This is a genomic window from Streptomyces sp. NPDC005485 (assembly GCF_040606085.1).
In the GTDB taxonomy this organism is placed as follows: domain Bacteria; phylum Actinomycetota; class Actinomycetes; order Streptomycetales; family Streptomycetaceae; genus Streptomyces.
Map to the genome: position 1 here is coordinate 109,035 of NZ_JBEXDZ010000001.1, position 17,144 is coordinate 126,178.

The window sequence follows — 17,144 nt, forward strand, 5'->3', positions numbered from 1 at the left end:
GTGACCGGAGGTGTCGGAGGGGGACAAAGTCAGGAAAACGGGCCCCCGGAGATTGAGCGGGGTCCAACCGTCGTACGTATGGTCTGTTAAGGGGTCAACGGCACGCGGGCGAGAGGCGGCGGAGAGCGATGGCTCACGGTACTCGGATGGATACCCCCACCCCCTATCTCGGCGGCGGCCGGGACTGGCGGGACACCGCGACCCGCTACGCCCTGCTGCCCTTGAGGGTCTTCCTCGGCGTCACCTTCATCTACGCGGGGCTGGACAAGCTCACGGACAGCGCGTTCATGAAGGACAGCGGCGCCGGATCGATCGGCGAGATGATGCGCAACGTCCGTGGCTCCTCGGCGATCCCGGCCCTCGTCGACCTGGCGCTGAAGAACCCCGTCGGCTTCGGCTATGCCATCGCCCTCGGTGAGCTGGCCGTCGGCATCGGCACCCTGATCGGGCTGCTGGCCCGGCTCGCGGCCCTGGGTGGTGCGTTCATCTCGCTGAGCCTGTGGCTGACCGTGAGCTGGGCCTCCGATCCGTACTACTACGGGAACGACCTCGCCTATCTGATGGCCTGGCTGCCCCTGGTCCTCGCCGGCGCGTCGGTCTTCTCCCTGGACGCGTCCCTGCGCGCGAGGCGCAGGCAGCGCGCCGGGGGCTATCGCTGAACGGTTCGCCAGGGCGTCGGCCGGATGCTCAGGGCTCCGGCTGGGACCTCGGGCTCCGGCTGGGGCCTCGGGCTCCGGCTGGGGCCTCGGGCTCCGGCCGGTTCCTCATGGCTCAGGCCGCTTCTTCAGGTCCCGGCCGGTTCCTGACGGCTCAGGCTGCTTCCTCAGGTCCCGGCCGGTTCCTCACGGCTCAGGCCGGTTCCTCAGGTCCCGGCTGGTTCCACACGGCTCAGGCTGCTTCCTCAGGTCCCGGCCGGTTCCTCATGGCTCAGGCCGGTTCCTCAGGTCCCGGCCGGTTCCTCACGGCTCAGGCTGCTTCCTCAAGCCCCGGCCGTTTCCACACGGCTCAGGCCGGTTCCTCAGGTCCCGGCCGTTTCCACACGGCTCAGGCCGGTTCCTCAGGTCCCGGCTGGTTCCACACGGCTCAGGCCGGTTCCTTCAGCTCCTTGGGTGTCTGGTCCCTGCGGGCCGAGCGGCGCCTGCGGATCATGTGGGTCAGGAAGGCCGCCGCGCTCGCGAGGCAGAGGCCGGCCGTGACGAGGGGGATCACCACGAACCACGGCGTCTCCCAGGCGCCGCCCGCGTCACCGGCGTAGATGGTTCCCGCGATGGCGAGGGAGAGGCCCGCGATCAGCTTTCCGGGCTGGAACTCATGACGTAGCACGGGCCACCTCCGCTTGTCCTACGCCGACCTCGAGGTCGAGTTCGAGCGTGCCGCCGTTCTTGTCGCCGGTCGTGGGGGAGAGCGTCACCTGCTTGTGCTTGTCCGGCTCCACGTCCACGTCCTTCTTGCCGTCGCCCGGCAGCTGGATGTCGCCGACGCCCACGTCGATGTTCAGCTTCACGGTCGCGTCCTTGGGGACGATCACCTTGAGCCGGCCGGCGCCCACGTTCGCACTCGTCCTCACCGTCTGGCCCTTGGCGAGGTCGAGATGGGTCAGATCCAGCGTGCCGACGCCCGTGCCGAGGTGGAACGACTCCTGCGCGGCGGCCACGGTGGCCGGCGTCCAGTCGGTCCGTGTCCAGTGGGTGGTGATGTCCTTCGGCAGGGCCACGGAGGCTGCCAGCAGACCCGCGGTGAGCACTGCCAGGAAGATCGAGCCCGCTCCCGTACGCCCCAGGAACGCGCTGATCGCGATGCCCAGGCCGAACACGATGAGCGCACCGGACAGGCCGACCTGCAGGCTGGTGCCGAGCGCGTGGTCCTCCCACGTCAGGCCCGTGCCGAGGCCGCCCGTGAGCAGCGCGAGCAGGAACACCCAGCCGCCGATCCAGCGCGGCCCGCGCGGCTTGGGCTCCCGCGCCGTCCGTATGTCCTGGCGGACGGTGCCGCGGGCGATGTTGACCGCCGCCGCGACGTCCCGCTCCCGGGAGTCCTTCGGGCCCCACAGGTAGCCGGTGCCGCCCACGTGCGAGCCGTCCTTGACGATCGGGTCGCGCCACCAGGAGGGGTAGGAGGCGGGGACGGGCGGGGCCTTGGCCTCGGGCGGGGCGTCGGCCACGGCCTGGGCGGCGAGCGGGTCGGGATCGGGGGCGCCGCGCTGCTGCGACCAGTAGCCCGCGCCCGCGAGGAGGAGGGAGAGAACCACGGCGAAGGCCAGCACCCCGCCGTTCTTGAGCATGGAGAGGAAGACGCCGCAGCCGACCAGCGCGAAGAGCACACCCGCCAGGGCCTGGCCGTCGACACGGCCCGTGAGGAGCTTGCGCACCTCGTTCTCGTCCTCGTCGTCGGAGGGAACGAACAGCCAGACGAAGCCGTAGAAGATGAGGCCGAGGCCGCCGGTCGCGGAGAGCACCGCGAGGACGACCCGGAAGATCACCGGGTCCATGTCGCAGTGCCGCCCGAGCCCTGCGCACACCCCGCCCAGCATCTTCTGCCGGGGGTCGCGCCGGAACTTGCGCGGGACCTCGGGCGCGGCCGCGCCCTCGTGCACACGCGGTTCCTCACCCGTGGCACCCGCGGCGGGCGCGGTGTCCCGCGGGCCGGTGTCCGGTGGAGGGGAGCCCGGGCCGGAGTCCGGCTCCGCTGCCGCGTGCTGGTGATCTGTCATGCGTCCATGGTGCCGGGCGCGGGCCCGCTGCGGCAGTCGGGATGACCCTGGCCGGACCCTGATATCGGCCCTGACATGTGCGGGGACGGGGCGGGGATTCGAAGATCAGGGGAGTCTCGGGGGTCGACCCTGATGCTCCGGACCGCCATGCGTGTGAACATCGATGGCATGCCGGAAGCCGCAGCAGTGCCCCTCGTCGACCCGCGGCCCCCGCGCAAGCTCTACCGCAGCAGCGACGGACGCTGGCTCGGAGGCGTGGCGCGTGGGCTCGCCGGGCATCTCGGGCTGCCGGTGGCCTGGGTGCGGCTCGTCTTCGTGGGCCTGTTCATGGCGGACGGGCTCGGCGGCCTGCTCTATGCCTCCTTCTGGTTCTTCGTGCCGCTGGGAGTCGGCGGCGTCGACTCCGTACGGCCCTCGGCCTTCACCACCGAGACCGCACCCGACGGCCGCCGCAGACTCGTCGCCCGCAAGCCCGACAAGGGCCAGATCGTCGCCCTGCTCCTCATGGTCGTCGTCGCCATGGTCTTCGTCGGCAATGTGAACCTCGGCGGTGGTGCCAAGGCGTATCTGTGGCCCACCGTGCTCGTCGGCGCGGGCGTCGCCCTGGTCTGGCGCCAGGCGGACAACGCGCGGCGGGCCCGCTGGGCGGAGGTCGGCCGTCGCAGGCGCACCCTCACGCTGCTCCGCTCGGCGGCCGGCGTCCTGCTCGTCACCGCGGGCGTCACCGGCATCTTCGTGCTGCAGGGATCCGCCGCCCACCTCGGCTCGGTGCTCCAGGCCGCGCTCGCCGTGCTCGTCGGCATAGCGCTCCTGGCCGGTCCCTACCTCGTCCGGATGACGCAGGACCTCTCCGAGGAGCGGCTGATGCGCATCCGCGCCCAGGAGCGGGCGGAGGTCGCCGCCCACGTCCACGACTCGGTGCTGCACACCCTGACCCTGATCCAGCGCAACGCGGAGAACGCCAACGAGGTACGGCGGCTGGCCCGCGCCCAGGAGCGCGACCTGCGCGCCTGGCTGTACAAACCGGAGGGCACCGGCAAGGACGAGGCCGACGAGCCCGACACCCTCGCGGAGGCGGTCCGCCGCAATGCCGCCGAGGTCGAGGACAAGCACGGCGTGCCCCTGGAGGTCGTCATCGTCGGCGACTGCCCCCTCGACGACGGCCTGAGCGCACAGATGCAGGCCGCGCGGGAAGCAATGGTGAACGCCGCCAAGTACGGTGGCGACGGCGGCGCGGTACAGGTCTACGCCGAAGTCGAGGGCAGGACGGTCTTCGTGTCCGTCCGAGACCGCGGCCCCGGCTTCGACCTCGACTCGATACCCGCCGACCGTATGGGCGTCAGAGAATCGATCATCGGCCGCATGGAGCGCAACGGCGGAACGGCGCGGCTGCGCGCCGTCCCGGACGGCGGCACGGAGGTCGAACTGGAAATGGAGAGGGCGGAGAAGACGTCATGAGCGACGCGAACGAGCCGACCGGAGCGGTCGAGCCGAACGCCGGCGCGACAGGGGCGGGTGCGACCGGGGCGACCGCTCCGACGGGTGCCGCCGTGACCCCCGAACCCGTCGGTACAGCCGGCCCGTCCGGGGCCCCCGATGGGCGCCATGTGCGGGTCGTCCTCGTCGACGACCACCGGATGTTCCGTACGGGCGTCCAGGCGGAGATCGGGCAGACCGACCGGACCGGCGTCGAGGTGGTCGGGGAGGCCGCCGACGTCGACCAGGCGGTCACCGTGATCACGGCCACGCGCCCCGAGGTGGTGCTCCTCGACGTCCACCTCCCCGGTGGCGGCGGCGTCGAAGTCCTGCGCCGCTGCGCCCCGTTGATGTCCGACGCCGAGCAGCCGGTCCGTTTCCTCGCGCTGTCCGTGTCGGACGCCGCGGAGGACGTCATCGGGGTGATCCGCGGCGGTGCCCGAGGCTACGTCACCAAGACGATCACCGGTACGGACCTCGTGGACTCCGTCTTCCGCGTCCAGGACGGCGACGCGGTCTTCTCCCCGCGGCTGGCCGGCTTCGTCCTCGACGCGTTCGCCTCGACCGACGCGCCGCCCGTCGACGAGGACCTCGACCGCCTCACCCAGCGCGAGCGCGAGGTCCTGCGCCTCATCGCCCGTGGATATGCGTACAAGGAGATCGCCAAGCAGCTCTTCATCTCCGTCAAGACGGTCGAGTCCCATGTCTCCGCCGTGCTGAGGAAGCTTCAGCTGTCCAACCGGCACGAGCTGACGCGGTGGGCGACGGCGCGGCGGCTGGTCTGATTCCCCCACCGCCACCCGTGCGTCACTCCTCGGCGGCGCCGGGGTTCATGGCGACCGCCTTGAAGAACGTGTAGTGGAAGGTGCCGTCGTCGGCCGCCGTGCAGTGCAGGTCCGTGATGCCCCGGTCCCAGTCGGACGGGGTCATCAGGCCCGCGGCGAGGGCGTCCTCGCGGACGGACTCGATCATGGCGATGAAGGTGTTGCGGGTGAAGCCGTTCACCAGGGCGGGACGGGAGCGGTCGGCGTAGACCGTGCGGGGGCGGACCACGACATCCTCGTATCCGGCGCCGGTGACGAGAGGGTACAACTGGCGGCCGATCAGAGCGTTTCCGCCTGCGGTGGACTGGAGCTGGACCTGACAGTCGATCGCCGCGTGGGCGTAGGCGCTGTCGGGGTGGAAGAGCGGCGAGCCGTGGTCGCCCTCGATGACGGTGAGCGTGCCGCCGGGCTTCAGGACGCGCCGCAGGGCGGCCAGGGCCTGGCCCGGGGCCGGAAGATGCTCCAGCACGAAGCAGACGAAGACATGGTCGAACTCGGCGTCGGGGAAAGGAAGTTCGAAGAGGTTCGCCTGGAGCCACTCCACCTGCGCCCCGGGTGCGTGCGCCGTCACCCGGGCGCGTGCCTGGGCCAGTGAGTCGGCCGAGATGTCCGCCGCGACGAAGTGGGCCAGAGGGCTTCCCGTCACCAGGTGCACCGTCTGGGCACCCACTCCGCAGCCGACCTCAAGAACCTTGCTGCCCGGGGGATACGCCGTGCCGGAGTGCAGCAGGGCCGCCAAGGTGTCGGCCTGGTCGCCGAGGCGGCGGGTCTCGTGGGCGGAGTAGCCGTGCACATAGCCGATGTCATCGATTTCTACAGGATCTACAGGCGTGGTCATGGACCGACCCTCGCCCGACGGTGGCCCGGCATACAGGGCCAATGGACACCGTGTATGCGGGACCAATGTCCGGTGCCTGGCGCCTGCTGCCCTGACACTTGGCGCCTGGCGCCCCATGTCGTGAGCGGCAGCTACAGGTGCTCCGCGAAGTGCGCCGGTGCCAACACCCGTAGCGCCCACCGGTAATGACGTACGGCCTTCACGACTCCTATCAGGCCGGTCATCCACAGGATCAGGCCGATGCCCATGCCCAGAACCACATCGCTGAAGTACGTCTTCCTAGTCCCGGCCGCCGCGAAGGAGGCCCACAGGCCGATCGCGCCCACCACGATCGAGGAGAGGAACCAGAAGAGACTGAGGCCCGGCGAGCGGAGTCGGGCGTCCGTCGGCGGGTGGCTGTCCAGGTGCAGCCAGGCGTCGAGGAGTTCACGCAGCTTCCGGTCGCGACGGACGGCGAGGACGACGGCCACGACGGAGGGCGCGAGGGCGGCCAGGCCGAGGATCGCGAAGACCGGGCCCAGGATGAAGCCGGTGGGATCGTGCTGCTCGATCTGCTGCAGCGGAAGCACCAGCAGGGACCAGCCGATGATCGCGGCGAGCGCCAGCAGCCAGAGCAGCAGCACCCGGTGCACCCCGAGGCTCCGCCTCAGCAGTTCCTCCAGCGCCCGCCTCCGGTCGGCCAGCAGCGCTGCCCGGTCCGGCCAGGTCCGGACATGCGGGGGCGGAGGGGGCGGCGGCACGGAGGAGCGGGGCATCGGGACCTTCCCGGACGGCGGCACGTACAGCGAGGAGCGAAACTCGCGTCGACGCTACAGCGGTCCCGTCGCCGCTCTCACACCACCCGCGTCGCCCCCGCGAACGGCATCTCGTCGATCGGGGCGAGCCGGACCGGAGCCGTCGGGTTCGGGGCGTGGATCATCTGCCCGTTTCCGACGTAGATGCCCACATGGCTGATGCCGGAGTAGAAGAACACCAGGTCTCCGGGGAGCAGTTCGGAGCGTGAGACACGACGGCCGGCGCCGATCTGGGCGTACGTCGTCCGCGGCAGCGAGATGCCCGCGGAGCGGTACGCGGCCTGGGCGAGCCCCGAGCAGTCGAAGGCGTCCGGACCGGTGGCGCCCCACACGTAGGGGCTGCCGAGCTTGCTGTAGGCGTACGAGACGGCAGTGGCCGCACGGGAGTTGGGGGCGTCGGCCGCGGCGGAACCCGGCGTGGTCAGGCTCTCGCGCGGTGAAGTGGAGGAGCGCGAGGCGTGCCCCGCTCCGCCCGTCTGGGCGAGCCGCGTGCGCTCGGCGGTGGTGAGCTGCGACAGCAGACGCCGTGCCGTGTCCAGCTTCCCGGTGATCGTCTGCTTGTGCCGCTTCAGCTCCGCCTGGCGGGACTTGAGCGAGGCGAGCTCCACATGGGCGGCCCCGCGCAGCTGCTCGATCTCCCGCAGTTGCTTGCGTACGCGGGCCACGGCCTGTGCCTGCCGGTCACCGGCGCGTTCGGCGAACTCGGCGCCGTCCAGGTAACGGTCGGGATCGTCGGAGAGGGCGAGCTGCAGCGCCGGGTCGAGGCCGCCGCTGCGGTACTGCGCCGCGGCGATCGAACCGAGTGCGTCCCGTGCGGAGTTGAGCCCCTCCGTCTTGCGTGCCGCCTCGTCGCGCAGCTTGTCCAGCCGCTCCTCGGACCTGTCGGCCTTCTCCTTCGCGCCGTTGTACTTCTCGGTGGCCACCTCGGCCTCCTCGTACAACTTGTCGACCTTGGCCTTCACCTGCGCCGCCGACAGGTGTGGCTCGGCGTGACCCGTTCCGTCGAAGCCCGTCGCCGTCGCCGCTCCGGCGAGAGCGATCGTGGCCGCTGTGCGGGCCGTACCGCCACCGAGCGAGCGCTGTCTGGGCTTGCGGTGCGCTGCCACGAGGGCCCACATCCTTCCGTACGACCGCCGGGGCGTGAGCGGTGAGCGGTGACGCGTCCGACGGCGGCCCACACAGGGGGAGCGGGCCGCCGCCGGACCTTCTCGGCGGTGGTGTCCGACTGCCGCCCCTGGCCCGGGCGGCGGTGGGGAGCCGGTCACCTGGTGGAGGACGCTAAACCTCACTTAGGTCGAGTGGTAACGCAATGTACGGAAATGATCCGACTCGACCGCTGGGCGACCGTCTGTGGCCGTGATCCCGTTCCTCTGTCGCCGACTTCACGGAGTGTGCTGACCGATGAGGTGGTTCGGCGGCGGCCGGGGGCGCCACCGTGCTAGGCCGCCGTCCGGCGCCTTCCGAGTGCCGCATCCTGCCGAGGCCCACCCGGGGGGAGGCCCGGTGCTCAGGGGAACGCGGGCCCCCGGTTAGGCTCCGGCCTCATGGACGTACTCATCCATCTCTTCGTCGGCCTGCACATCATCGGCATCGCCGCGCTCCTCGGCGGCTTCTTCACCCAGATGAAGGCGATGGGCCAGGGCACCGCCCGGTTCGTTCCCGCGATGCTCCACGGCGCGCTGACCATGCTGGTCACGGGCGTCGCGCTGGTCGGGCTCAACCAGGCCGACGACCACACGGTCAACACCTTCAAGATCGGCGTGAAGCTGGCCCTGCTGATCGTGATCCTGGGGCTCGTCTACGTGAAGCGCGACGACGAGAAGGTCGACAAGGGGCTGTTCGGGCTGGTCGGCCTGCTGACCACGGCGAACATCTTCATCGCGGTGCTCTGGACCTGACCCTCCCGGCCGCCCCGGCTGCCACGAGCAACCAGGCCGCCACCGCGATCCACAGCAGCGTCTGCCCCGGGCCGCTCAGCCATCCGCTGCCGAGGGCGGTCCCGACCGCCAGGGTCGCCACCGCCGTCATCCCCATGGGGAACACGGTCGCCCAGCGCCGTACGTCGTAGCGCGGCCGCGGCCAGACCGCCTCGGCGGCGAACAGGACGACGTACCAGGCGAGGTCCAGCACGAGCAGCGCGGCGGTGACTGCGCGAAGGACGCCGTTGTCGTCGTCGTTCCACAGGTACGGGTTCGCGTGGTGCGCGGTCACGAGCTTCGCCCCGGCCAGCGCCGAGATGGCGAGCGCACCGCCCGCCACCCACTGGTCCCCGGCCCCGGTGGCCACCTGCCGGATGTCGAAGCGGAGCAACGCCACCCCGTAGAGGACGATCCCGAGCCAGAACAGCGCCAGCGCGGCATGCGCGAGCCACTCCACGCCCACCAGCGCGGCCAGCACGGAGCCCAGCACGGCGAGCCCCTGGGTGGCCACACAGCCGAGGAACACCGCTCCGGGCATACGGCGCCCCCAGTGCCGTACGACCACGATCAGCAGCCCCGGCCAGAGCAGGGCCGCCAGCGCGAGCAGAGCCTCTGCGAGGCCCAGCCACCCGAGGGCGGACAGCCGGGTGCCGAGCACGGTGGTCGCGGCGATGGCGGTGAGTGCGCCCGGCGTGCACGCCTCCGCCACCCAGCGCGCCCGGTCCCGTACGAGCCGCACCCCGAAGTCCGCGCCGAGCGCGAGCCACGCGATGACCGCCAGGACCAGGGCGATACGGGACAGGGTCTCGTAGCCGGTCAGGGACAGCCCGACGGAGACGATGCCGGTGGCCATGACGGCGGCCCCGGCGGCGGGCGGACGCTCCGCCCACCACGCGCGGAGCTGGGAGATGCCTGACATGCGCCCGATGCTAGGGATCTTCGCGCGGCTTGCCGTGCTGCACGCGCGCGTGGAGGACGAAAAACGCATACGGCACGAAAAAGGGGGTCCACGCGCGCGTGGACCCCCTCCCTACGGTGCGTTCACGCCGGTCGCACCACGCTGTGGATGATCGAGGAGCCGGCGTAGTAGACGGACTCCTCGCGGACGTACGCGCCCGGCTTCGGGGCGTGGATCATCATCCCGTTGCCTATGTAGAGGCCGACGTGGCTGATGTCGTCGTAGAAGAAGATCAGGTCGCCGGGTTGCGCGTTGGAGAGGGAGACCGTCGTGCCCGCGTTGACCTGGTCGTAGGTGGTGCGCGGGAGGTCGACGCCGGCCGCCTTCCAGGCGGCCGCGGTGAGCCCGGAGCAGTCGTACGAGTCGGGGCCGGTGGCGCCCCACACATACGGCTTGCCGACCTGGGCGCGGGCGAAGGTGAGCGCCTTGGCGGCCTTCGTGGCGTACGAGGAGTCGCCCGTGGAGGTGCCGGTGCCCGTGCTTCCCGAACTCGAGGAGTCCGAGGTGCCGGAGCCGGACTGCTGCTGAGCGGCTGCCTCCGCCTCCTGGCGCTGCTTCGCCTCGGCGGCCTGCTGGGCCGCCAGCTCCGCCGCCTTGCGCCGGGCCTCTGCTTCCTTCTTCTTCTCGATCGCCGCGAGCCGCGCCTTCTCCTCGGCGGTCAGCTTCGAGAGCATCTCGCGCGCTTCGGAGAGCTTCTTCTGGACGTCGGCCTTCGACGACTTCAGCGACTTCTGCGACTCGGTCAGCGTCTCCAGGCTCTTGGAGGCCTCCTGGCGCTTCTTCGCCGTCTCGGACTGCTCGGTGACGTAGTCGTCGACGGCGGTCTTCTGACGGCTGGTCAGCCGGCTCATCAGCTGGGTCTGGTCGAAGTAGTCCTGCGGGTCGTCGGCCAGCAGCAGGGTCGCGGTGCCGGGGGCGGCGGCGCCGGTCCGGTACTGCGCGGCGGCGAAAGAACCCAGCTCCTCGCGCGCGGAGTTGAGCTTGTCGGTGCGCTGGGCGACGTCGTCGAGAAGGGTGTCGACCTGCTTGCGCTGCTTGGTGGTCTTCTCCTTGGCGGTGTTGTACTTCTCGGTCGCCGTCTCCGCCTGGTGGTAGAGGTCGTCGACCTTCTTCTGCACTTCTTCGAGGCTCGGCCTGGGCTCGGCCGAGGGCGCGGCGTTCGCCGTCTGGGAGAGCAGGGCCACGGAGGTGAGGGCCGCTGTTGCCAGGGCGGGAGTCCGCATGCCCGCTACGCGCGTTGCAGCAGGACGCGGCTTTTTGTGCGACGCCAAGGGAGGCGACTCCTTCCGTCATCCGCCTACCGGGTTAGCTGTCGGGTTCGGGCGGGTGCTCCGGAAGGTTTGCCCTACGGTCCTTGCCCCGAAAGGCGGTTGGACCGATTCACCCCAGGTTCGGTGGGTCCCCGGTTCCGGCTGCCGCGTGGGCACACCGAATTCGGCGGAGGCCGCACGGCCCGGCGACGTTCGCCGGAGAGGGTCGAGCGGTCTGCCCGGCACGCTAGCCAACTCGTGTGGTCCCTGTGAAGGTTGATGTTCGATATGCCCGATACATTTTCGTGACCTTGGCCTCAACCGCCGCTTCCGTGACCGTCCGTGGTGACTCGTGACCCCATGCAGTGGTCTTCAAGGGGCATTCCCGCCCGGCCGGTGGCTGACCGTAACCGTACGGTTCTTGATCGTCCTGGACGATTCCTGACGGCGAAGGAGTGCCGAGTGGCCGGTTCTGGAAGATCATCGGCTTCCGGAGCCCTCGCGGGACAGGGAAATCCCGGGGCGGCGGTCTGTTGTCAGTGCGGCGGCCTAGACTCGGAGAGCGATGAGCAGCCTCTTTGACGACAGCTTCCTGGCGGACCTCAAGCCCTCAGGGGCTCACGAGGAAGAGCCCCCGCCGCCGCCCGAGGACGGGGCGGCCGAGCCGCTTCCGGACGACCTGTTCGGCGGCCGTTTCGACGTGCCCCCGGACCGCGACGCCTACTACCGCGACGGAGCCCCGCGCCCCGCCGTGGAGGCGGCCGCGCTCCTGGACGGGCTGAACGAGAACCAGCGGGCGGCCGTGGTGCACTCCGGCGCCCCCCTGCTCATCGTGGCCGGCGCCGGCTCCGGCAAGACCCGGGTGCTCACGCACCGGATCGCCTATCTGCTGGCCGAGCGCCATGTGCACCCCGGGCAGATCCTCGCCATCACCTTCACCAACAAGGCCGCGGGCGAGATGAAGGAGCGCGTCGAGCAGCTGGTCGGCCCGCGCGCCAACGCGATGTGGGTCATGACCTTCCACAGCGCGTGCGTGCGCATCCTGCGCCGCGAGTCGAAGCGGCTCGGCTTCACGTCGTCGTTCTCGATCTACGACGCCGCCGACAGCAAGCGTCTGATGGCCCTGGTCTGCCGCGACCTGGACCTCGACCCGAAGCGCTTCCCGCCGAAGTCGTTCAGCGCCAAGATCTCCAACCTGAAGAACGAGCTGATCGACGAGGAGGACTTCGCCGCCCAGGCCTCCGACGGCTTCGAGAAGACCCTCGCCCAGGCGTACGTGCTCTACCAGTCGCGGCTGCGCGAGGCGAACGCGCTGGACTTCGACGACCTGATCATGACGACGGTCAACCTGCTCCGCGCCTTCCCGGACGTCGCCGAGCACTACCGCCGCCGCTTCCGCCACGTCATGGTCGACGAGTACCAGGACACCAACCACGCGCAGTACGCCCTCGTGCGCGAGCTGGTCGGCACCTCCGCGCACCCCGTCGACGTACCCCCGAGCGAGGACGACCTCGGCCCCGCCGAGCTGTGCGTCGTGGGCGACGCCGACCAGTCGATCTACGCCTTCCGCGGCGCGACCATCCGCAACATCCTCCAGTTCGAGGAGGACTACACGGACGCGACGACGATCCTGCTCGAACAGAACTACCGCTCCACGCAGACCATCCTGACCGCCGCCAACGCCGTCATCGAGCGCAACGAGTCGCGTCGCCCGAAGAACCTGTGGACGAACGCGGGCGCGGGCTCGAACATCACCGGCTACGTCGCCGACACCGAGCACGACGAGGCGCAGTTCGTCGCCGACGAGATAGACCGTCTGACGGACGCGGGCGAGGCGAAGGCCGGAGACGTCGCCGTCTTCTACCGTACGAACGCCCAGTCCCGTGTCTTCGAAGAGGTCTTCATCCGCGTCGGCCTGCCCTACAAGGTCGTCGGCGGTGTCCGCTTCTACGAGCGCAAGGAGGTCCGCGACGTCCTCGCGTACCTGCGCGTGCTGTCGAACCCGGAGGACTCGGTACCGCTGCGCCGGATCCTCAACGTTCCCAAGCGGGGCATCGGCGACCGCGCCGAGGCCATGATCGACGCGCTGTCGCAGCGCGAGAAGATCAGCTTCCCGCAGGCCCTGCGCCGCGTCGACGAGGCGTACGGCATGGCCGCCCGCTCCACGAACGCCGTCAAGCGTTTCAACACGCTGATGGAGGACCTCCACACGATCGCCGAGTCGGGCGCCGGACCGGCGACCGTCCTGGAGGCCGTACTCGAACGCACCGGCTACCTCGCCGAGTTGCAGGCCTCGACCGATCCGCAGGACGAGACGCGCATCGAGAACCTTCAGGAACTCGCCGCCGTGGCACTGGAGTTCGAGCAGGAGTCCGGTGAGGGCGAGGCCGCGGGCAGCCTCTCCGACTTCCTGGAGCGGGTCGCGCTCGTCGCCGACTCCGACCAGATCCCGGACGAGGAGGACGGCAACGGAGTCATCACCCTGATGACCCTGCACACCGCCAAGGGCCTTGAGTTCCCTGTGGTGTTCCTGACCGGCATGGAGGACGGCGTCTTCCCGCACATGCGCGCGCTCGGGCAGGTCAAGGAGCTGGAGGAGGAGCGGCGCCTGGCCTATGTGGGCATCACCCGCGCCCGCGAACGGCTCTACCTGACCCGCTCGGCGCTGCGCAGCGCCTGGGGCCAGCCCTCGTACAACCCGCCCTCCCGCTTCCTGGAGGAGATCCCGGCGGCACATCTGGAGTGGAAGCGCACGGGCGCCATGGCCCCGGTGTCCTCCGGTCCGGCCTCGGGCATCGCGGCCTCGCTGTCGTCGTCCCGCTCGCGCTCCGCCGCCTCGGGCGCGTCCGGCTTCGCCACCCGCAGGGCCACCGACAAGCCGGTGGTCTCCCTCGCGGTCGGGGACCGTGTCACGCATGACCAGTTCGGCCTCGGCACCGTCGTCGGCGTGAAGGGCACGGGCGCGAACGCGGAGGCGACGGTCGACTTCGGCGAGCCGAAGCCGAAGCGGTTGCTGCTGCGGTACGCCCCTGTGGAGAAGCTCTAGGTTTCAGCCCGTCCGGCGTTTGAGGACGAGGCCGTTCAGGCCGAAGGGGGGTCTGGGGGCGCAGCCCCCAGGTCTCCGTCCACTGCAGCGCCGGGTTCGCTTACGTTGGGTCCAAGCCATGGCTGCGAAGCCACGGCAGCGGGTCGATCGCCGAGCCGCCGGCCGGGCGGACCTCGAAGTGCAGGTGCGGGCCCGTGGAGTTGCCGGAGTTCCCGGAGTACGCGATCGGTTCACCGGCCTTCACGACCGTCCCGGACGGAACCCGGTAGCTGGAGAGGTGGCAGTACCACGTCTCCGTGCCGTCCTTCGCGGTCACGATCGCCATGTTCCCGTACGCGCTGTTCCACTGCGTCCGGACGGTGCCGTCGGTCGCGGACATCACCGTCGTGCCGTACGACACCGGGAAGTCGATGCCCGTGTGCACGGACATCCAGTTGACGCCCGCCTGGCCGAAGTAGGCGCTGAGCCCCTTCTGCGTCACGGGGAGGACGAACTTCGGACGCAGCCGCTCCTTGCGGGCCGCCTCCTCCGCCGCCTTCTTCTTCTCGGCCACCTGCTGGGCCTTGAGGTCGATGCGCTCCTGCGTACGGCTGGCCCGGTCGGCGAAGTCATCGGCGCCGGCGGAGAGGTTCTGGAGCTGGGTGTCCAGCTTGTTGTTGGCGGCGGACGGTTTCACTGCGGTCGCGTCGGGCGCGCTGGCCGTCGTCTCCTTGCCGTCGTCGCTGCTCAGCGTTCCCACGGAGGCGGCGGCGATCCCCGCGACACCCATCACGCAGGCCGAGGGGACGGCGACGGTCAGCAGGGCGGAGCGTTTCGCCGGGCTGCGGCGACGCGAACGCGAACCGGAGCGGGAGGCGGAGCGAGAGGCCGTGGCCGGGATGACCTCGTCGGCGTCGTCGGGCAACCGAGTCCCGTACGAGCCGTCCGCATCGCAGTCGGCCTCCGAGCCCTCCAACTCGCCCTCGTCGGCGGCCGGTTGCGCGAAGTCGTACGTCACCTGTTCGAAGGTCGCGGTGGCCTGCTGCTCGAAGGTGGCGGTGGCCTGCTGGTCGAAAGGTTCCGGCACGGACGCGGCAGGGTCCGTGCCCGGGTCCGGGGCGTGGGGGACATGGGCGGCGGGCTGCTGTTCGTACGACTCGTAGCCGTCGTAGCCCTCTTGGCCGCTGTAGGTGTCGTGGCTACCCGACGAGTTCCACTGCGTGGCGTCGTACGCACCCGTGTCCTGGGTCTGCGCGGTCCACTGCTGGGTCTGGTCGGCGTGGTGCTCGGGCTGGGTCCAGGCGCTCGCGTCCCACTGGCCCGAGGCGTCGGGGCCCGGGTGCTGGGCGGGGATGTCGGCGAGTTGCTGGTAACCCGTCGCCCAAGCGGCTGTTTCGTAGCTGCCCGTGTCGTACGCGGCCTGGTGCTGCGCCGCGTACGGGTCGTAGTTCATCGTCTGGTGGCTGCCGGTGTTCCACTGCGTGGCGTCGTACGAACCGGTGCCGCCGCCCGTGCCGGGCAGGTCGCCGAAGAGGGGGTCGGTGGCGAAGGTCGACGTTTCACCGTTCGCAGCCGCGTACATGCCCGTGTTCGCGTGGGTGTTGAACTGCGCGTCATAACCAGTCGCGGCGTAACCGTCGTACGTGGTGAAGTCACCGTAATTGGCTTCCTGCTGGCCGTACGACGACGCGTAGTGCGCCGAGGCGGCATCGGAAGCCGGGGCCGGGGCAGTCACGGTCCCCGACGGGTGACGATCGTTCACCAACTTCTCTTTCGCCTCGACGACAGGGGCTGGCAGAGCAGTGCGGTGACTGTACCCGGCGGTACGCGGGCACGACAATCTTCGGCAGGTTTCCTTGGCGCAGGAAACGGGCATTCGGCCGTGTTTCGGGGGAGTGCGGGCACGGCCTTGGCCTGGCGTTCGACGAGTGTTCGAAGTTCAACGACCCCTGGTCGGCTGTGCGTCGACTGTGCGGCGGGTGTTTGTCGTTCGCTCGAAGGTCTCTGTGCGGGCTTTGTGTCGACCTTTCTGTCGATCTGGTGACGACCTGGGGACGCCCTTTTTGGTCGGCTTTTATGCCACCGTCAGGCCCCCCGTGCGAGCGGCGGTGCGGGCTCCGGTCTCCTCGACGTCGAGCGCCTGCCGTATTCCGGTCGCGACGGCGGGATGCACGGGCAGTGCGAGATGTCCGATACCGCTCACCCGCACGTTCTGCACGAGCAGGTCAGGGTGGTCGATGCAGGCCGTCTCCAGCGGGTCCATCAAGTGGTCGAGATCGCTCCAGAAACTCACGAAATGCGTACGGCAGCCGGGTGCGGGGCTCTGCAGTTCCTCGAGCAGGTCCGAACCCGGGCGCATCTGGCGGACGATGGGATGCGCGTTCATCAACGGCACGACACTGGTGCCCGAGTGCGGTGTCCCGAGCGTGACGAGCGTGCGGACCCGGAGATCGCCGCCGAGCCGCTGTACGTAGTAGCGCGCGATCAGCCCGCCGAGGCTGTGCCCGACGACGTCCACCCGATCGTGGCCCGTGCGCTCACATATCTCCTCTATGTGCCGGCCGAGCAGCTCGGCCGCGGTGCGGATGTCGCACGTCAGTGGCGAGTAGTTCAGCGACTCGATCCGGTGCCTGCCGTGCTGGGCGAGCGAACGGCGCAGCAGGACGAAGACCGAGCGGTTGTCGATGAAACCGTGCAGCAGCAGGACCGGCGGCTTGGCCTCGGTGGGCAGCTGCGTGGCGTCCGGCGACGGGAGCGTGGGGGCGGACCGGCGCTCCTGGACGATGCCGGAGGGATAGAGGAGGAGATGCCCGGCGAGGATCGCGATCTCCAGGGCCGTCGCCTTCAGGAGGGTCACCGAGAGGCCCGCCAGTCTGCTGGGGATCAGCCGCTGGCAGAGCGGAAGAAAGGGGAACATTGCCCTGGTGACCTTCATGGCCGACCTCCAGTCGGCACGTGGGGGGACAGCCCTGTCCCCCGTGTGCCCTCGTGGAAAACCGCGGTGACGGTGACATGCGGTGTGCCCGGGGCGGATGTGACGCCCGTGACGCGACGGGGGGCCCTGCCGTCGTCATGACCTGGTTCCACGCCGTCCGTGCGGCGCGGCTCCCTGTCCTCGTACGGGCGTGGCTCCCCGCTTGCTTGCCATCGCCGTGGCGGCCGGCTCTCGCGCCGCCCCGCTGACGGCGTGGTGATGCGGCCACCTGATAGCGGCTCTCCTTGCGCGAACCCCCGACCCGGCCCGTATGCCGCAGATCCGTGCGGCGCATGAGGCGCAGGAACGTGGAGCGACGCGCTGCGAACTTGTCCCACCGTGTGATTTCCCCCTCGGTCTCCACCGTGAAACTGCC

Annotated in this window: 14 protein-coding genes and 1 riboswitch; of the genes, 5 read left to right on the forward strand and 9 right to left on the reverse strand. The window is 70.3% G+C overall.

The genetic code is table 11. The annotated features are described in order from the left end of the window. The first annotated feature begins 146 nt into the window (after positions 1 to 146). Positions 147 to 659: a DoxX family protein gene (locus ABZS97_RS00530; RefSeq protein WP_356131616.1), complete on the forward strand. Its 513-nt coding sequence runs from the start codon at positions 147 to 149 to the stop codon at positions 657 to 659. Between the two features lie 424 nt (positions 660 to 1,083). Here ABZS97_RS00530 and ABZS97_RS00535 read toward each other — a convergent pair whose 3' ends face one another. After that, a complete protein-coding gene (locus ABZS97_RS00535; RefSeq protein WP_356131619.1) occupies positions 1,084 to 1,323 on the reverse strand; it encodes a hypothetical protein in 240 nt (79 codons plus the stop codon). Next, positions 1,310 to 2,710 (reverse strand): PspC domain-containing protein, encoded by a 1,401-nt coding sequence (locus ABZS97_RS00540; RefSeq protein WP_356131621.1) that lies wholly within the window; start codon positions 2,708 to 2,710, stop codon positions 1,310 to 1,312. The genes ABZS97_RS00535 and ABZS97_RS00540 overlap by 14 nt, the downstream gene beginning before the upstream one ends. A 168-nt stretch (positions 2,711 to 2,878) precedes the next feature. Between ABZS97_RS00540 and ABZS97_RS00545 the strand changes: the two genes are divergently transcribed. After that, positions 2,879 to 4,168 carry a PspC domain-containing protein gene (locus ABZS97_RS00545; RefSeq protein WP_356131624.1) on the forward strand — a complete coding sequence of 430 codons (1,290 nt, stop codon included), beginning with the start codon at positions 2,879 to 2,881 and terminating at the stop codon, positions 4,166 to 4,168. Next, positions 4,165 to 4,971, forward strand: a complete 807-nt coding sequence (locus ABZS97_RS00550; protein ID WP_356131626.1) for a response regulator transcription factor — start codon at positions 4,165 to 4,167, stop codon at positions 4,969 to 4,971. Before ABZS97_RS00545 ends, ABZS97_RS00550 begins: the two co-directional genes overlap by 4 nt. A 22-nt stretch (positions 4,972 to 4,993) precedes the next feature. On the opposite strand, the gene ABZS97_RS00555 is transcribed toward ABZS97_RS00550, so the two are convergent. From ABZS97_RS00555 to ABZS97_RS00565, 3 genes are all read right to left on the reverse strand, one after another. Continuing rightward, positions 4,994 to 5,848: an L-histidine N(alpha)-methyltransferase gene (locus tag ABZS97_RS00555; RefSeq protein WP_356131628.1), complete on the reverse strand. Its 855-nt coding sequence runs from the start codon at positions 5,846 to 5,848 to the stop codon at positions 4,994 to 4,996. Between the two features lie 131 nt (positions 5,849 to 5,979). After that, entirely contained in the window at positions 5,980 to 6,603 is a 624-nt protein-coding gene (locus tag ABZS97_RS00560) for a hypothetical protein (RefSeq protein ID WP_356131630.1), read from the reverse strand. Between the two features lie 77 nt (positions 6,604 to 6,680). Further along, on the reverse strand, positions 6,681 to 7,748 hold the full coding sequence (locus ABZS97_RS00565) for an NlpC/P60 family protein (protein WP_356131633.1): 1,068 nt from the start codon (positions 7,746 to 7,748) through the stop codon (positions 6,681 to 6,683). Between the two features lie 438 nt (positions 7,749 to 8,186). On the opposite strand from ABZS97_RS00565, the gene ABZS97_RS00570 reads away from it, so the two are divergent. Then, positions 8,187 to 8,540, forward strand: a complete 354-nt coding sequence (locus tag ABZS97_RS00570; protein WP_356131636.1) for a hypothetical protein — start codon at positions 8,187 to 8,189, stop codon at positions 8,538 to 8,540. Here ABZS97_RS00570 and ABZS97_RS00575 read toward each other — a convergent pair. Both ABZS97_RS00575 and ABZS97_RS00580 read right to left on the reverse strand, forming a co-directional pair. Next, positions 8,518 to 9,480: a tellurite resistance/C4-dicarboxylate transporter family protein gene (locus tag ABZS97_RS00575; RefSeq protein ID WP_356131639.1), complete on the reverse strand. Its 963-nt coding sequence runs from the start codon at positions 9,478 to 9,480 to the stop codon at positions 8,518 to 8,520. The two genes, ABZS97_RS00570 and ABZS97_RS00575, sit on opposite strands and share 23 nt — an antisense overlap. 122 nt (positions 9,481 to 9,602) lie before the next feature. Then, entirely contained in the window at positions 9,603 to 10,790 is a 1,188-nt protein-coding gene (locus ABZS97_RS00580; RefSeq protein WP_356131642.1) for an NlpC/P60 family protein, read from the reverse strand. A gap of 7 nt (positions 10,791 to 10,797) precedes the next feature. Continuing rightward, positions 10,798 to 10,969, reverse strand: a riboswitch (cyclic di-AMP (ydaO/yuaA leader). A gap of 365 nt (positions 10,970 to 11,334) precedes the next feature. Here ABZS97_RS00580 and pcrA point away from each other — a divergent pair. Next, a complete protein-coding gene (gene pcrA, locus ABZS97_RS00585) occupies positions 11,335 to 13,815 on the forward strand; it encodes a DNA helicase PcrA (protein ID WP_356131645.1) in 2,481 nt (826 codons plus the stop codon). A gap of 100 nt (positions 13,816 to 13,915) precedes the next feature. Here the strand turns inward: pcrA and ABZS97_RS00590 are convergent, their stop codons facing one another. Then, positions 13,916 to 15,556 carry a M23 family metallopeptidase gene (locus ABZS97_RS00590; protein WP_356131648.1) on the reverse strand — a complete coding sequence of 547 codons (1,641 nt, stop codon included), beginning with the start codon at positions 15,554 to 15,556 and terminating at the stop codon, positions 13,916 to 13,918. A gap of 312 nt (positions 15,557 to 15,868) precedes the next feature. Next, positions 15,869 to 16,729, reverse strand: a complete 861-nt coding sequence (locus ABZS97_RS00595) for an alpha/beta fold hydrolase (protein ID WP_356131651.1) — start codon at positions 16,727 to 16,729, stop codon at positions 15,869 to 15,871. Between the last annotated feature and the right edge of the window lie 415 nt (positions 16,730 to 17,144).

Coding starts and splice junctions, on each gene's coding strand:
- ABZS97_RS00570 (WP_356131636.1), top strand. CDS start 8,187: ATGGACGTACTCATCCATCTCTTCGTCGGCCTGCACATCATCGGCATC.
- ABZS97_RS00560 (WP_356131630.1), bottom strand. CDS start 6,603: ATGCCCCGCTCCTCCGTGCCGCCGCCCCCTCCGCCCCCGCATGTCCGG.
- ABZS97_RS00575 (WP_356131639.1), bottom strand. CDS start 9,480: ATGTCAGGCATCTCCCAGCTCCGCGCGTGGTGGGCGGAGCGTCCGCCC.
- ABZS97_RS00530 (WP_356131616.1), top strand. CDS start 147: ATGGATACCCCCACCCCCTATCTCGGCGGCGGCCGGGACTGGCGGGAC.
- ABZS97_RS00595 (WP_356131651.1), bottom strand. CDS start 16,729: ATGAAGGTCACCAGGGCAATGTTCCCCTTTCTTCCGCTCTGCCAGCGG.
- ABZS97_RS00555 (WP_356131628.1), bottom strand. CDS start 5,848: ATGACCACGCCTGTAGATCCTGTAGAAATCGATGACATCGGCTATGTG.
- ABZS97_RS00540 (WP_356131621.1), bottom strand. CDS start 2,710: ATGACAGATCACCAGCACGCGGCAGCGGAGCCGGACTCCGGCCCGGGC.
- ABZS97_RS00545 (WP_356131624.1), top strand. CDS start 2,879: ATGCCGGAAGCCGCAGCAGTGCCCCTCGTCGACCCGCGGCCCCCGCGC.
- ABZS97_RS00550 (WP_356131626.1), top strand. CDS start 4,165: ATGAGCGACGCGAACGAGCCGACCGGAGCGGTCGAGCCGAACGCCGGC.
- pcrA (WP_356131645.1), top strand. CDS start 11,335: ATGAGCAGCCTCTTTGACGACAGCTTCCTGGCGGACCTCAAGCCCTCA.